The organism is Bacillus sp. B-jedd (genome assembly GCF_000821085.1).
Classification (GTDB): domain Bacteria; phylum Bacillota; class Bacilli; order Bacillales; family Cytobacillaceae; genus Bacillus_D.
The window spans coordinates 2,767,156-2,781,467 of record NZ_CCXR01000001.1 but is presented as its reverse complement, the minus strand read 5'-3'; the positions used below and the strand labels follow the sequence as shown (position 1 = coordinate 2,781,467).

Here is a 14,312-nt window from a genome sequence, read left to right as displayed (position 1 = left end):
TCTTGCGGTTTATTAGCTTTCAACGCCTGTTACAACGTATTGGCCGTCTTTCAGCTCAACAGTGTATGTAACGTTGTCTTTTGTTTTAACTGTGCCTTTGTTTGCGTCGCCTTCAATTGTTACTTCGTCCTGGGTTGTATCGGAGATTGGCTTTGCAAAGAACGGGTCGGCTTTTTCGATTGGCCTGCCGTCTTTGTTTTTTTCTCCAGTGGAATAGTGGCTGGAAATTTTCTTAGCCACATCTTCGCTGTAATACTTCGTAAGGAATGTCTCAGCAGCGGCTTCGTCTGCAAAAGTTGCATTTAAGAGCGGTGTTTCGCCATCTTCATCCGTGTCATGGGCATAAACTGTGTTGACTTTATTTTCTGCCATGCGGACCGCGTTGTACATTTTTGATTTCACTTGATCAGTGAGCTCTGCTTTGTTTTCTTCTTTCTTTGTATCATCGGCGCCTTTTGACTCTTCCTTGTTGGAACAGCCGATTACCGCAAACGCCAAAGTGAAAACTGCAAGCAATGCGAATAATTTCTTCATTTCCAAAAACCCCCAATCTGAATATTAAAACCTTTCTAATTATAAGGAATGGAGACTGGTAAAAGCAACTATTTTCTTCAAACAAATAAAAATAGTATGGTAGAATGAGATACAGCAAGAAAGAGGAGAGAGGATATTGTTTGAATTTATTAGGGGGAAAGTGGATTTTGTAGGTCCGGAGTACATAGTAGTCGAAAATTCGGGCATCGGCTGGCAGATTGCGACGCCAAATCCCTTTGCTTATGCCGGCAAAACCGGTACTGAAGTCACTGTATATGTGTATCATTATGTCAGGCAGGATGTTATGGGGCTGTTCGGATTCGCGACAAGGGAGGAAAAAACCCTTTTCACGAAACTGCTTAGTGTTTCCGGCATCGGGCCTAAAGGTGCGCTGGCGATTCTTGCTTTTGGCGAGCCAAAGCAGGTTGTAACGGCGATTGAAAATGAAGATGAGGCATTCCTAGTCAAATTTCCGGGCGTCGGGAAAAAAACCGCGCGCCAGATGATCCTCGACCTAAAAGGGAAGCTCCAGCATATTACTCCGAATTTGTTCCCTGACCTGTTCAATCAAGATGACGGGATGCCTGCCGCGCAGAGCGGCACGAAGGAATTCGAGGAAGCTGTATTGGCTTTGAAGGCACTCGGATATTCAGAAAGGGAAATCAATAAAATTTCCGCCGAGCTGCGAAAAGAAACCTTGTCAACGGACCAATATATCAAAAAAGCCCTGCAGCGGCTTTTAAAGTAGGTTGATCGTAATGGAAGATAGAGTCATTTCAAGTGAAGCGGACCAGCAGGATATTGTCTTTGAGACAAGCCTGAGGCCCCAGACGCTTAGCCAGTATATCGGCCAGGACAAAGTAAAGGCTAATCTGGAGGTGTTTATCCAGGCTGCCCTGATGCGCAAGGAAACATTGGACCATGTATTGTTATACGGGCCACCCGGTTTGGGAAAAACTACTCTTGCGGCCATTATTGCAAACGAAATGGGCGTTAACCTAAGGACAACGTCAGGCCCTGCGATAGAGCGGCCAGGCGACCTCGCGGCGATATTGTCGTCCTTGGAGCCTGGTGATGTTTTGTTTATCGATGAAATCCATCGTCTTCCGCGATCGATTGAGGAGGTCCTCTACCCTGCCATGGAGGATTTTTGCCTGGATATCGTGATCGGCAAAGGACCAGAAGCCCGCTCCGTCCGGCTTGACCTGCCGCCCTTCACCTTGGTGGGAGCGACCACGAGGGCGGGTGCCATTTCCGCTCCTCTGAGGGACAGATTTGGCGTTTTATCCCGTCTTGAGTATTATAAGGAAGAGCAATTAAAGGAAATCATCGAGAGGACGGCTGAAATCCTGACGACGGAAATCAGCGGGACAGCAGCGGCAGAAATCGCCAGACGGTCGCGGGGAACCCCAAGGATTGCGAACAGGCTGCTGCGCAGGGTCCGCGATTTTGCCCAGGTAAGAGGAAACGGGGAGATAGACCTTGCGATGGCGGATGAGGCCTTGGAACTTCTCCAGGTTGACAGGCTTGGACTTGATCACATAGACCATAAGCTGCTGACAGCGATTATCGAGAAGTTCCGCGGCGGTCCGGTAGGCCTTGATACGATAGCGGCCTCAATTGGTGAAGAATCGGATACGATTGAGGATGTATATGAACCATATCTGCTGCAGATTGGCTTTCTGCAGCGGACGCCGAGGGGCAGGGTTGTCACTGACCTTGTTTATCGCCATTTCCATATGGAGGTGCCGAAAAGATGACAGGCTTATCTAAAATGCTGATGGCAATCGGCGCGATTATTTTTCTGATCGGGCTGCTGATGCCGATTTTCAACCTTGGGAAATTGCCGGGGGATATTTTGATCAAGAAGGGAAATACAACTTTTTATTTTCCGGTTGTCACTTCGATTGTTATCAGTATTGTGCTGTCACTTATTTTCATGGTAATCGGAAAGTTTCGCTGATCGCGGTTGGTTTTCCGGTTTCCAACCAGTAAATAACGTTAGGATGCGGAAAAAGTGAAAGTAGATTTATTTGATTTTCATCTGCCCGAAGATTTAATCGCCCAGACGCCGCTCGAAAACAGATCTGACAGCAGGCTGATGGTTCTTGATAAGGAAACGGGCGAGATCAGGCATGAAATATTCAAGAATATAAAGGAATATCTCCGTGAAGGGGACTGCCTTGTCCTGAACGATACAAGGGTCCTGCCCGCCAGGCTTTACGGGGCAAAAAAGGATACCGGCGCAAAATTGGAAATCCTGCTGCTGAAGCAGATAGAAGGCGACAAGTGGGAAACGCTAGTTAAGCCTGCCAAAAGGGTAAAGGCCGGAACGGAGATTGAATTTGGGGAAGGCCTTTTGAAGGCGGTTTGCGTTGAAGAAGCCGACCATGGCGGGCGAGTGCTGGAATTCAGCTATGATGGCATCTTTTATGAAATCCTTGATACTCTGGGCGAAATGCCTCTACCTCCTTATATAAAGGAACAGCTTGATGATAAGGACAGGTACCAGACCGTTTTTGCAAAAGAAAGGGGTTCGGCTGCCGCTCCGACGGCTGGCCTTCATTTCACTGAGGAATTGCTTGAAGAAATCCGAGCGATGGGCGTCAACACTGCGTTCATCACCCTCCATGTAGGCCTTGGGACATTCCGGCCGGTCAGTGTCGACGATATTCATGAGCATGATATGCATGCAGAATTTTATATGGTATCTGAAGGCACGGCAAGGCTCCTTAATGAAACGAGGGAAAACGGGGGCAGGATCATCACAGTCGGCACAACATCGACAAGGACTTTGGAGACGGTCGCATCGGCAAATGGCGGCCGATTCAGGGAAGATTCGGGATGGACAAGCATTTTCATCTATCCAGGTTATGAATTTAAAGGGATTGACGGGATGGTTACCAATTTTCATTTGCCAAAATCAACACTGATCATGCTTGTGAGCGCGCTGGCGGGCAGGGAACATGTCCTGCACGCATACGAAACGGCGGTTAGGGAACAGTACCGTTTTTTCAGTTTCGGCGATGCAATGCTGATTATTTAGGAGGAGAGAGGCAATGGCTGCCATTCGTTATGAATTAATTAAAACATGCAAACAAACCGGCGCAAGGCTTGGGAGAGTCCATACACCGCACGGAAGTTTCGAAACTCCCATTTTCATGCCGGTCGGGACTCTTGCGACTGTAAAAACGATGTCGCCTGAAGAACTGAAGGAAATGGGTGCGAAAATCATCCTGAGTAATACGTACCATCTCTGGCTCAGACCGGGCCATGAAATCATCAGAGAAGCAGGGGGCCTCCATAAATTCATGAATTGGGACAGGGCGATCCTGACTGACTCTGGCGGTTTCCAGGTTTTCAGCTTAAGTGAATTCAGGAAAATCGAGGAGGAAGGCGTCCATTTCCGCAACCATCTGAATGGGGATAAACTCTTCCTATCACCGGAAAAGGCAATGGAAATCCAAAATGCGCTCGGGCCTGATATTATGATGGCTTTCGACGAGTGCCCACCGTTCCCGGCAACCCCTGAATATATGAAAAGGTCGGTTGAAAGGACGTCCCGCTGGGCTGAAAGGTGCCTGAAAGCTCACAAGCGCCCTGAAGACCAGGGGCTGTTCGGCATTGTCCAGGGAGGAGAGTACGAAGAATTCCGGAAACAGAGCGCCAGGGATCTCGTCAGCCTTGATTTTCCTGGCTACGCAATTGGTGGCCTTTCTGTCGGTGAACCAAAGGATGTAATGAATCGGGTACTTGAATTCACGACTCCGCTTTTGCCAGCCAACAAGCCGAGATACCTAATGGGAGTCGGTTCCCCAGATTCACTTATTGATGGAGCGATCCGCGGGGTCGACATGTTTGACTGCGTATTGCCGACAAGGATTGCCCGCAACGGAACACTAATGACAAGCAATGGAAGGCTTGTAGTGAAAAACGCCAAATATGCCCGTGATTTCGGTCCTATCGATGAAAATTGCAGCTGCTATACTTGCCGCAATTACAGCCGAGCATATATCAGGCATCTGATAAAAAGTGACGAAACTTTCGGAATTCGACTTACATCTTATCATAATTTGCATTTTCTGATAGAATTAATGGAGCAAGTCAGACAGGCAATCAGGGAAGACCGTCTGGGGGACTTCAGAGAAGAATATTTTGAACGTTATGGCTTTAATAAGCCGGACGCGAAAAATTTCTAAATAGAGTGTACTGGAAAGGAGGTTATGAAATGGGTGGTGGAAATCTACTTAATACAATAGGGCCATTAATCCTAATGTTCGTCCTATTTTATTTTCTATTGATCCGTCCGCAGCAGAAACGCCAGAAAGCAGTTCAGAATATGCAAAGTGAACTGAAAAAGGGGGACCGCGTCGTAACGATCGGCGGCCTTCATGGCTTTGTGGATTCACTGGATGAAAACAAAGTTGTCATCCGCTGTGGAGATGGAAGCAGACTTACATATGATCGCGCGGCGATTCGCGATGTTGTTGCTTCTGAAACTTCTAACGCATAATAAGCTGCGAAAAAAGGCATTCCGCTGAAAAGTGGAATGCCTTTTGCCGTATTAAAACTGAATTTAAGAAGGAATCCTTTTCGGCGACGCAATATTGACGCCCAGTATGCCGCCCATCATGGAAATGAGGATATAACATATATGATAAACAATCTGTTCGCCATCAAACAATCTGTCGTACCCAAGAAATTGAAACAAAAAGACAATCGATGAATAAAGCAGCCCGGTAAGGCCACCCAGAAGCCAGCCTCTTTCCCCTACTTTGCCCCCTGCTAGAAAGCCGCCTCCAAAAAGCCCGATAAAGGACATTGCTGTGATAATGTACTCCAGCGACAGTTCCCTGACTGATGTGAATCGCAAAATTAATGAAAAAATCAGCGAGTTGATGATTGCGAATGCAAAAATGAAAATCAGCCCATAGAGGATGCCCCTCCCAATGCTTCTTGTCTCGATCATAACCCTCTCCTTTCCGCCCGCACCTGTTTTTAGCGATAGTTCCCTAGTACAAGCATATTCGCTAAACGAGTTTTTAGAATGTATTTCTTTTTGGTGAATGGGAAAAAGTACCGTATTTATTAATCGAATCAGGCAGACACTAAAGGATATCGATTTCCGGGAGGCGGCACTATGGCTCATCATTGGGAAATACTCTTTCGGACAATACTTGTGTATATTCTCATGATCGTTACCTTTCGATTAATGGGTAAAAGGGAAGTAGGGGAGCTAAGTGTTTTTGACCTTGTCGTGACAATCATGCTGGCTGAAATTGCCTCAATGGCAATTGAAAACACCCAAGATCATCTTTTCCATACCTTGATTCCAATCATCGCGATTGTCGTCCTGCAAATCATCTTTTCTTACATATCCCTTAAAAGTAAAAGGTTCAGAGATATGATTGACGGCAGGCCCACTATCATCATCAACAAAGGAAAAATTGATGAAAAGGCGATGAAAAAGCAGCGGTACAATTTTGATGATCTCCTTGTACAGCTGCGTGAGAAGGATATAAGAAATATTTCAGATGTCGAATTTGCCATTCTGGAATCAACCGGAAAGCTTTCCGTCTTTAAAAAGGAACCTAAGAAAAAGAAAAATAAAAAGCAGGTCCAAGGGGATATCACCATGCCGCTCATCGTTGACGGAGTTATCCAGGAGGAAAATCTGCAGAGGATCAATAAAACAGCGGATTGGCTGAAAAGCGAGTTAAAGAAGATCGACGCGCCTGAAATAAGGGACATTTCCTTTTGCAGTTATGACCAGGGGGAAATTTACTTTGATAAGAATAGCACCGAGTAAAGGGCTGGCAGTGTTTTCTGCCAGCCTAATTTTGCTTTAACTTTATGGCAAAGTGAAAGTTCCCAATTGATTGCCCACTCTTACCTGAAGGCCAATTTTGCCAAAAATCCTCCTACTAGCGGGATTTTTTTCAGTTCCCCCTGTTTAATGAGCTTTAGAAATAAAATAAGAACTGTATAAACAGCCATCATGCAAAGAATAGCCAGCACTACCCTGTTTAACAGGGGAATAGAGGACGGCATGCCAGTATAAAGGAAAGAGCCGCAGAGGCCGGCTGCGATGATTGCCATGAAAGCTTTGGCATATTCCATAAAATAAAAAGTGAACGAAATCCTTTTTAAGACTGTCGCAAAATGGAGCATTGTCACGAGGACGAAGCCGGTAATAATTCCTAGTGCGGCTCCGTTTATCCCGAATGCCGGCTGGGAGGCGAGGGCAAATATCACCGCCGTTTTGACAACAGAACCGATTAGGCTGTTGAACATTGCCGCCCGGGCGAGATTCAATGCCTGCAAGGCTGCCTGAAGGGGGCCTTGATAATAATAAAACAAAAAGAAAGGTGCCATGATCCGAATGAAATGCGCGCCATTTTCGGAGCCGTACATCAAGAGCATTAAAGGTTCCGCAAGGACATAGAGAACTGCCACAGAAATCCCGCCTGTCAAAAAAGACAGCCTTAAAGATTGCTGCAGCCGGTGTTCAATCAATCTTCCATCATTTTTCGAGTTTGCTTCACTGATCGCCGGAACTAGGGAGGTAGCGAGCGAATAGGTAATGAAAGAAGGAAGGAGCAGCAACGGCATTGCAAAACCAGTGAGCGCGCCATATTGCTTTGTTGCAATTGTAGCCGCCACTCCTGCGAGCCCGAGGCTGTGTGACACGACAATCGGTTCGAAAAACCAGGAAATCGAACCGATCATCCTGCTGCCAGTTGTCGGTACAGCCACATTCATTAATTCCCGGAAAGGCTGTTTTCCAGAGCGGACAAATTTAAAAAAGTCCTTTCTCAGGCGGAATTTTTTCTTTAGCTTGAAAGCTGTTAGCAAATAAATGAACGAAACTATTTCGCCAATTACAGCCGACAGCATTGCTCCGGCTGCCGCGTATTCGATTCCGTAAGGCAAAAACGCTTTTGTCATGACTGCGATCAGGATAATCCTGAAAAACTGCTCAAGGATTTGGGAATAGGCGGCCGGTTTCATGTTTTGCCTTCCCTGGAAGTACCCCCTCAGGACGGAAGAAACAGCGATAACAGGCACAACCGGAGCAATGGCGATTAATGGGTAATAAGTCCGGTTATCTGTAAACAGGGTTTCCGAAAGCCATGGGGCGAGAAGGATGAGCGCGGGTGTGAAAATCGCCGATAAAGTCAATGTAGTCGCGAGGGAGACGACGAGGATCTTTTTGATCTTGCCATACTCGCCGCGCGCCTCAGCTTCGGCAATGTTCTTGGATATTGCAACCGGCAGGCCGAATTGGGTGATGGTGATGACCAGGACAAGGGACGGGTAGGCCATCATATAAAGGCCGACCCCTTCTTCCCCTATAAATCTCGCGATCGCAATACGGTTTATAAAGCCGAGGATTCTCGTTATGAAGCCTGCGAGGAGCAGGATCGCTGTCCCTTTTAAAAACTTCGACATCCGTTTCCCACCTTCTCAAAATTGCGGATTTCATATACAATTAACTATATGCATCGAGATGGACAAACAGACACCAGGGCCGATTAAAAAAAGACAAACTGTAACTGGAGGGGCAAAATGGTAAACGGGCATACATATGAACAGTACCGCGGAACACTTGCGCCAGCCCTCCAAAGCAAACTGGAGGAATTTCGCCTGCTCGGGAATAATTCCATTTCCAGTGATGAGCTTTGGGGTTATCTTATTAATAAAAAATGGAGGAAGATCAAAGAGGAACAACAGCTCCATGAAATCGTGCAGGATGTCCTGTCTGTAAAAATGAGTGATTTCATCAGCTATGCAACAATCGAAACTTACAAGGAATCTCCTTTTTCTTTTGATAATGAAGAAGATTGGAAAGAGCTGCTGAAGTAGTACCGTTTCTTCCGGCTCCGCTTTCAAGGCGGGGCCTTTTATATTCGGCAGGAGGCAAAAATGTTACCAATCACAAATTGACAGGAATTTCTTGATAATTCATAATGAGAATATTGGACTTATTGAATCATTGGTATAGTTTTCAGGAATTGAAGGAGGAACGGCAGAATGGTTAAGCGCAACAGGATCGTGGCATTTTTTCTAATAATCCTCATAGTCGGAGGCCTGATTGGGGCCACATCGAAAAATATCTTGAACGATATCAAACTAGGCCTCGATCTTCAGGGCGGGTTTGAAATTCTTTATAAAGTCGAACCGGCTAAGAAAGGCCAGAAAATCGACCAGAACGCGCTGGCAAGCACGGCTGAAGCGCTTGACAAAAGGATCAACGTGCTGGGCGTCAGCGAGCCGAATATCCAGATTGAAGGGAAAGACAGGATCAGGGTCCAGCTTGCGGGGGTGACCGACCAGGCTAAAGCCCGTGAGATTCTTTCAACGGAAGCCAACTTAAGCTTCAGGGATTATAACGATAAAGTTATGCTGGATGGGACTGACCTTGTCCAAGGAGGCGCGAAGCAGTCTTTTGACGAAAATGGCAATCCGAGCGTTTCCCTGAAATTGAAAAGCGCGGATAAATTCCGCCAGGTAACAGAGGAAATCCTTAATAATGCACCTAATAACGTATTAGTTATTTGGCTTGATTTTGAAGAAGGAAAAGACTCATTCAAAGAAGAAGTAACGAAACCAGAACCGGGCTTCCTTTCGGCTCCGAGCGTTTCGAAAGTATTGAATACTAATTCAGTCCAGATTACGGGTAAGTTTACTCCGGAAGAAGCTACGACACTTGCGAACCTGCTGAATGCTGGCGCGCTGCCTGTCAAGTTGACTGAAATTTATTCAACCTCTGTCGGCGCGAAATTCGGGGAGCAGGCAATGGACAAGACCATTTTTGCCGGGCTCGTCGGGATTTTTGCAATTTTTGCTTTCATGATCGGCTACTACAGGTTCCCGGGCTTCATTGCAACAATTACATTGACAATTTATATGTTCCTGACTTTACTGATATTTGATTGGCTGAATGTGGTACTCACGCTTCCTGGTATAGCAGCCCTCATCCTTGGTGTCGGGATGGCGGTAGACGCCAATATCATCACCTATGAACGGATCAAGGAAGAGATAAAGGTTGGGAAATCGATCAAGGCCGCGTTCAAGGCCGGAAACGAAAACTCACTATCCGCGATTACGGATGCCAACCTGACAACCCTGCTTGCCGCCGCAGTCCTGTTCTTTTACGGGACAAGCTCGGTTAAAGGGTTTGCGACAAGCTTGATTATCGGTATTCTCGGAAGCTTCTTTACGAATGTTTATGTATCAAGATGGTTGCTCGGCCTTTGGGTAAACAGCGGCTTCCTGAACAAGAAGTCAGGCTGGTTCGGCGTGAAAAAGGATCAAATTTACAGCCTTGCCGATAATAAGGATACATTGGATCTGCCTACTAAGTTCGACCGTTTCGATTTTGTTAAGAAACGCCGAGCGTTTTTCACCGCCTCCGCTGCAATCGTTGCGGTAGGAATCATCATCCTTCTTGTCCTTCGGATGAATCTCGGCATTGACTTCACGAGTGGAACAAGAGTGGAAATCCTGTCAAAAAGCCCTTTAACGTCGGAAAAGGTTTCTAGCGAGCTGAAAAAGGCCGGTTTTGAAACGGACGATATCGTTATCTCAGGAGATAAGAAAAATATTGGCGTCGCCAGGTTCAAAGAAGATTTTTCGAAAGAAGAGGTAACGAAGCTTAAAACAGAAATGCATAAGACTTTCGGGGAAGACCCGACAGTAAACAGCGTTTCTCCAACGGTCGGCAAGGAGCTTGCGAAAAATGCAATGATTGCCCTGTTGATTGCATCACTTGGGCTGATTGTGTTCGTTGCTTTCCGATTCGAGCTTCCGATGGGGGTTTCGGCCATCATCGCGCTCCTTTTCGCTGCATTCTTCATCTTCCCGGTCTTCAGTATAATTAGATGGGAAGTGGATATCACCTTTATCGCGGCCGTCCTGACAGTTGTCGGTTATGCCATCAACGATACGATTGTCACCTTTGACCGGATGAGGGAAAACATGCAGAAGCGCCGCAGGCTGAAGACGCCAGAGGATATTTACGATGTTGTTAATACAAGCATTCGGCAGACACTCGGCCGTTCTGTCAACACAGTCATGACAGTCGCCTTTACCGTAGTTGCCTTGCTTGTCCTTGGCAGCGAATCGATTAGGAGCTTCTCGCTTGCCCTGCTCATCGGCCTTCTCATCGGTACTTATTCTTCTATTTTCATTGCTGCCCAGATTTGGGTGGAATGGAAGAAGAAAGAACTGAAGAAAAAAGGCGTGCTGATTACGTATAAAGAAAAGAAACGCTACAATGACCAGCCTCAAGTTTAACCGCAGATCCTTCTGCGGTTTTTCTTTGTTTCGAAAGTATTAAATAAATATGTCTCTGTGGGTAACTCGAAACAAGTTGTTATAATCCAGCTCCACATGGAAGGCTGCGGCAGCATAGCATCGCACGAAGGAAAAGTGTTTTCCTTTTCCGAGGAGCGCCTAGCCCCTCGAGGTCATAAGCCATATCCCTCCGGAGGGCAGGCCCGTCCTCGGAAATGCCCGCATTTCCTTCGTGGATGCCTTTCAGTGTCCTCCGGGCTCCGTCTTATGCTGCGCTACGCTTCGCTCGCATTAAGGGCGACTAAGGTTTTGCTGTCGCAAACCCAAGTCTTCCTATATCGGGGCTGACCACAAAGGAAAGCTCCTGTGAATAGTCCTCGCAGGGACAGGCGGTTGTTGCCTGTCACGAAGGCGCTTGCGCATTTTGTTATTTTCGTTGTACTCGTTTTCGCTGTCCTGTATAATGGAAAAGTTGAGGGGTGAACGTGTTGTTAAACTCGAAAACAAGATGGATTGTTCGAGAATCCGACGAAGTTCTTGCAGAACGCTTGGCGGCGGAACTGGATATTTCCCGCCTTGTTTCATTGATGCTCGTTAACCGGGGGCTGGACACAGCGGAGGCCGCACGGTCTTTTTTATTTGCCGGAGGCGGGTTTCATGACCCTTTTTTGCTTAAGGGCATGGATATCGCGGTTGAACGGATAAAAAAGGCTATTGCTGCAGAAGAACCGATTTTAATATATGGGGACTATGATGCTGACGGGGTCAGCAGCACGACGGTCCTGATGATGACACTGCGCGACCTTGGAGCGGATGTGGATTATTACATACCCGATCGGTTTACCGAAGGTTATGGACCGAACGAAGCTGCTTTTAAAAAAGCGGCTGAACGTGGAATAAAATTAATTATTACTGTTGATACAGGCATTTCAGGCGTGCATGAAGCTGAAGTCGCGCGTGTGGCGGGGATGGACTTGATTATAACCGACCACCATGAACCGGGGCCGATTTTGCCAGAAGCATTGGCGATTATCCATCCGAAGCTGCCGGATAGTGTTTACCCGTTTCGTGAGCTTGCCGGTGTGGGAGTGGCATTTAAACTTGCCCATGCCCTTTATGGCTCTGTACCTGAACATTTGCTTGAAATCGCCGTCATTGGTACAATTGCCGATCTCGTTTCACTAACTGGGGAAAACAGGCTGATTGCCAAACGGGGAATTGAAAAACTGCAGGCCACTGGAAACATTGGCATACGGGCAATATTCAGGCATGCAGGAGTGGAACCTCGTACAGCTAATGAGGAGACGATTGGCTTCTCACTTGCACCAAGGATTAACGCCGTTGGCAGGCTTGAACACGCGAGCATGGCGGTCAAGCTGCTGCTGACGGAAGACCATTCCGAAGCGGAAGAGCTCGCCATGGAAATGGACGGGCTGAATAAAGAGAGGCAGGCTATCGTCCAGGAAATTACCGCTGAAGCCATCAGTCAGGTGGAAAGCGACTTCCCGCCAGAATCGAACCGGGTACTCGTCGTAGGGCAGGAGGGCTGGAATGCTGGTGTTATCGGTATTGTAGCCTCGAGACTGGTTGAAAAGTTTTACAGGCCCGTCATCGTTCTTAGTTTTGACAATGAGAAGGGACTTGCAAAAGGATCGGCCAGAAGTATACCAGGCTTTGATTTATACAGGAACCTTTCTGAGTGCCGGGACATCCTTCCCCATTTTGGCGGGCATCCGATGGCAGCAGGAATGACACTTCAGCTTAAGGATGTTGGGGAGCTTCGTCATCGGCTGAATCTACTGGCCAATGAAAAAATGAAACCTGAAGACTTTATTCCTGTCCTTCAGCTGGACGCGAAAATTTCAATTGATGAAATTAATCTTGCAGTCCTGGAGGATTTACAAAAGCTTTCCCCTTTCGGCATCGATAACCCGAAGCCGAGATTTGCGATTGAAGGAGCGGCCATTTCCACTCTGCGCAGGATTGGCAGTGATAACAGCCATTTAAAACTGACTTTGAAGGATGAAGGTGCTTCACTTGATGGGATCGGATTTGGCCTAGGCTCTCTTTTTGATCATATTTCACCATCATCAAGACTGTCTGTCGCAGGTGAGTTATCCATCAATGAATGGAATAATATAAGAAAACCTCAAATAATGGTCCAAGATATCGCGGTGAGAAGCTGGCAATTATTTGATTTTCGGGGAATACGGACACTTCACTCGCTTCCTGGGAAACTGCCGGCAGTGAAGAAAAAATATATCCTTTTTAATGAGGAAGCACTGAATGAGATCGCCGGCCAGGGAACAGATGATGTATTGCTTGTCCGGAATCAAACCGAAGCCGGTGAGGCGTTGCTGGATGGGGAAAATGCTGTCCTCGTTGATATGCCTCAATCCCGCGAGATCCTTGAAGCACTTCTGAAAGAAAAAAATCCTGCCAGGGTGTATGCCGTGTTTTTTAAAGAGACGAGTGACTTTTTCAGCACAATCCCCAGCAGGGATCATTTTAAGTGGTTTTATGGCTTTCTTCTTAAAAACGCGCCATTTGATTATGAGCGATATGGCAGCCAGCTTGCAAAACGGAGGGGCTGGTCTAAAGAAACGATAGATTTTATGTCCGAGGTGTTTTTTGAGCTGGAGTTTGTTACAATAAACAATGGATTGATATCAATTAGAAAACCGGCATCTAAACGTGACCTGTCCGAGTCTAAAATCTATCAAGAAAAGCATTCGCAAATTGCTCTTGAAAAGGAACTGCTCTATTCGTCTTATGAGCAGCTGACTGAATTTCTCAGCCAAATCCTCCAGGAGCCTGTTGAAAATGAGGAGGCACTAAAAGAATGGACTTAAAAAAATATGTGACAATCGTTCCCGATTGGCCAAAGCCAGGCATAAACTTTAAAGATATCACTACCCTGATGGATAACGGGGATGCCTATAAATATGCGACAGATCAAATTGTTGAATACGCACGCGCGAAAGAAATCGACCTTGTCGTCGGTCCTGAAGCCCGAGGATTCATCATTGGGTGCCCGGTTGCGTATTCTTTGGGAGTGGGCTTCGCGCCTGTCCGCAAGGAAGGCAAACTGCCGCGTGAAACCATTAAAGTCAGCTACGGGCTGGAATATGGCAAGGATGTTCTGACTATCCACAAGGATGCAATCAAACCCGGGCAGCGCGTCCTGATTACCGATGACCTTTTGGCAACAGGAGGCACAATTGAAGCAACTGTCAAGCTGGTAGAAGGCCTTGGCGGAATTGTAGCGGGAATCGCATTCTTAATAGAACTGACTTATCTAGATGGACGCAAAAAACTTGAAGGTTACGACATTCAGACATTGATGCGTTATTAGGCAAGGGAGCACTCAACCGGGTGCTCTCTTGATTTTATTCGTCTTACATTCTAAATTATTGAAGTGAGTTTGTACTGACACGATTTCATTTCTCCTTATAGGACAGACAGAAAAGGGGAATAAT

Annotated in this window: 14 protein-coding genes; 11 read left to right on the top strand and 3 right to left on the bottom strand. The window is 46.7% G+C overall.

Annotated elements, in window-relative coordinates:
• Positions 1-12 precede the first annotated feature (12 nt).
• On the bottom strand, positions 13-534 hold the full coding sequence (locus tag BN1002_RS13785; RefSeq protein ID WP_048825745.1) for a hypothetical protein: 522 nt from the start codon (positions 532-534) through the stop codon (positions 13-15).
• A 136-nt stretch (positions 535-670) separates the two neighbouring features.
• Between BN1002_RS13785 and ruvA the strand changes: the two genes are divergently transcribed.
• The 6 genes from ruvA to yajC are packed head-to-tail and all read left to right on the top strand — an operon-like array spanning position 671 to position 5,047.
• On the top strand, positions 671-1,282 hold the full coding sequence (gene ruvA / locus BN1002_RS13780) for a Holliday junction branch migration protein RuvA (RefSeq protein WP_048825743.1): 612 nt from the start codon (positions 671-673) through the stop codon (positions 1,280-1,282).
• A gap of 10 nt (positions 1,283-1,292) precedes the next feature.
• Positions 1,293-2,294: a Holliday junction branch migration DNA helicase RuvB gene (gene ruvB / locus BN1002_RS13775; RefSeq protein ID WP_048825741.1), complete on the top strand. Its 1,002-nt coding sequence runs from the start codon at positions 1,293-1,295 to the stop codon at positions 2,292-2,294.
• Complete coding sequence (locus BN1002_RS13770; RefSeq protein ID WP_048825738.1) at positions 2,291-2,497, top strand: DUF2905 domain-containing protein; 207 nt, start codon at positions 2,291-2,293, stop codon at positions 2,495-2,497. The genes ruvB and BN1002_RS13770 overlap by 4 nt, the downstream gene beginning before the upstream one ends.
• A 54-nt stretch (positions 2,498-2,551) precedes the next feature.
• Entirely contained in the window at positions 2,552-3,580 is a 1,029-nt protein-coding gene (gene queA, locus BN1002_RS13765; RefSeq protein ID WP_048825736.1) for a tRNA preQ1(34) S-adenosylmethionine ribosyltransferase-isomerase QueA, read from the top strand.
• Positions 3,581-3,593: 13 nt separating this feature from the next.
• Entirely contained in the window at positions 3,594-4,733 is a 1,140-nt protein-coding gene (gene tgt / locus BN1002_RS13760; protein ID WP_048825734.1) for a tRNA guanosine(34) transglycosylase Tgt, read from the top strand.
• Between the two features lie 29 nt (positions 4,734-4,762).
• The gene (yajC, locus tag BN1002_RS13755) at positions 4,763-5,047 is read left to right on the top strand and encodes a preprotein translocase subunit YajC (protein WP_048825733.1); all 285 of its coding nucleotides are present in this window, start codon (positions 4,763-4,765) and stop codon (positions 5,045-5,047) included.
• A 63-nt stretch (positions 5,048-5,110) separates the two neighbouring features.
• Here the strand turns inward: yajC and BN1002_RS13750 are convergent, their stop codons facing one another.
• Entirely contained in the window at positions 5,111-5,503 is a 393-nt protein-coding gene (locus tag BN1002_RS13750) for a TIGR04086 family membrane protein (RefSeq protein ID WP_048825732.1), read from the bottom strand.
• A gap of 171 nt (positions 5,504-5,674) precedes the next feature.
• Here BN1002_RS13750 and BN1002_RS13745 point away from each other — a divergent pair, with 171 nt between their 5' ends.
• Complete coding sequence (locus tag BN1002_RS13745; RefSeq protein WP_048825730.1) at positions 5,675-6,343, top strand: DUF421 domain-containing protein; 669 nt, start codon at positions 5,675-5,677, stop codon at positions 6,341-6,343.
• Positions 6,344-6,423: 80 nt separating this feature from the next.
• Here BN1002_RS13745 and spoVB read toward each other — a convergent pair whose 3' ends face one another.
• The gene (gene spoVB, locus BN1002_RS13740) at positions 6,424-7,986 is read right to left on the bottom strand and encodes a stage V sporulation protein B (RefSeq protein ID WP_048825728.1); all 1,563 of its coding nucleotides are present in this window, start codon (positions 7,984-7,986) and stop codon (positions 6,424-6,426) included.
• Between the two features lie 117 nt (positions 7,987-8,103).
• Here spoVB and BN1002_RS13735 point away from each other — a divergent pair, with 117 nt between their 5' ends.
• From BN1002_RS13735 to BN1002_RS13720, 4 genes are all read left to right on the top strand, one after another.
• A complete protein-coding gene (locus BN1002_RS13735) occupies positions 8,104-8,400 on the top strand; it encodes a post-transcriptional regulator (RefSeq protein WP_048825727.1) in 297 nt (98 codons plus the stop codon).
• A gap of 168 nt (positions 8,401-8,568) precedes the next feature.
• Positions 8,569-10,833 carry a protein translocase subunit SecDF gene (gene secDF, locus BN1002_RS13730; RefSeq protein WP_048825725.1) on the top strand — a complete coding sequence of 755 codons (2,265 nt, stop codon included), beginning with the start codon at positions 8,569-8,571 and terminating at the stop codon, positions 10,831-10,833.
• A gap of 488 nt (positions 10,834-11,321) precedes the next feature.
• Positions 11,322-13,685: a single-stranded-DNA-specific exonuclease RecJ gene (recJ, locus tag BN1002_RS13725; RefSeq protein ID WP_048825722.1), complete on the top strand. Its 2,364-nt coding sequence runs from the start codon at positions 11,322-11,324 to the stop codon at positions 13,683-13,685.
• Positions 13,676-14,188 (top strand): adenine phosphoribosyltransferase, encoded by a 513-nt coding sequence (locus BN1002_RS13720; protein ID WP_048825720.1) that lies wholly within the window; start codon positions 13,676-13,678, stop codon positions 14,186-14,188. Before recJ ends, BN1002_RS13720 begins: the two co-directional genes overlap by 10 nt.
• The last annotated feature ends 124 nt before the right edge of the window (positions 14,189-14,312 follow it).

Coding starts and splice junctions, on each gene's coding strand:
- BN1002_RS13785 (WP_048825745.1), bottom strand. CDS start 534: ATGAAGAAATTATTCGCATTGCTTGCAGTTTTCACTTTGGCGTTTGCG.
- ruvB (WP_048825741.1), top strand. CDS start 1,293: ATGGAAGATAGAGTCATTTCAAGTGAAGCGGACCAGCAGGATATTGTC.
- BN1002_RS13770 (WP_048825738.1), top strand. CDS start 2,291: ATGACAGGCTTATCTAAAATGCTGATGGCAATCGGCGCGATTATTTTT.
- tgt (WP_048825734.1), top strand. CDS start 3,594: ATGGCTGCCATTCGTTATGAATTAATTAAAACATGCAAACAAACCGGC.
- yajC (WP_048825733.1), top strand. CDS start 4,763: ATGGGTGGTGGAAATCTACTTAATACAATAGGGCCATTAATCCTAATG.
- BN1002_RS13750 (WP_048825732.1), bottom strand. CDS start 5,503: ATGATCGAGACAAGAAGCATTGGGAGGGGCATCCTCTATGGGCTGATT.
- BN1002_RS13745 (WP_048825730.1), top strand. CDS start 5,675: ATGGCTCATCATTGGGAAATACTCTTTCGGACAATACTTGTGTATATT.
- spoVB (WP_048825728.1), bottom strand. CDS start 7,986: ATGTCGAAGTTTTTAAAAGGGACAGCGATCCTGCTCCTCGCAGGCTTC.
- BN1002_RS13735 (WP_048825727.1), top strand. CDS start 8,104: ATGGTAAACGGGCATACATATGAACAGTACCGCGGAACACTTGCGCCA.
- secDF (WP_048825725.1), top strand. CDS start 8,569: ATGGTTAAGCGCAACAGGATCGTGGCATTTTTTCTAATAATCCTCATA.
- BN1002_RS13720 (WP_048825720.1), top strand. CDS start 13,676: ATGGACTTAAAAAAATATGTGACAATCGTTCCCGATTGGCCAAAGCCA.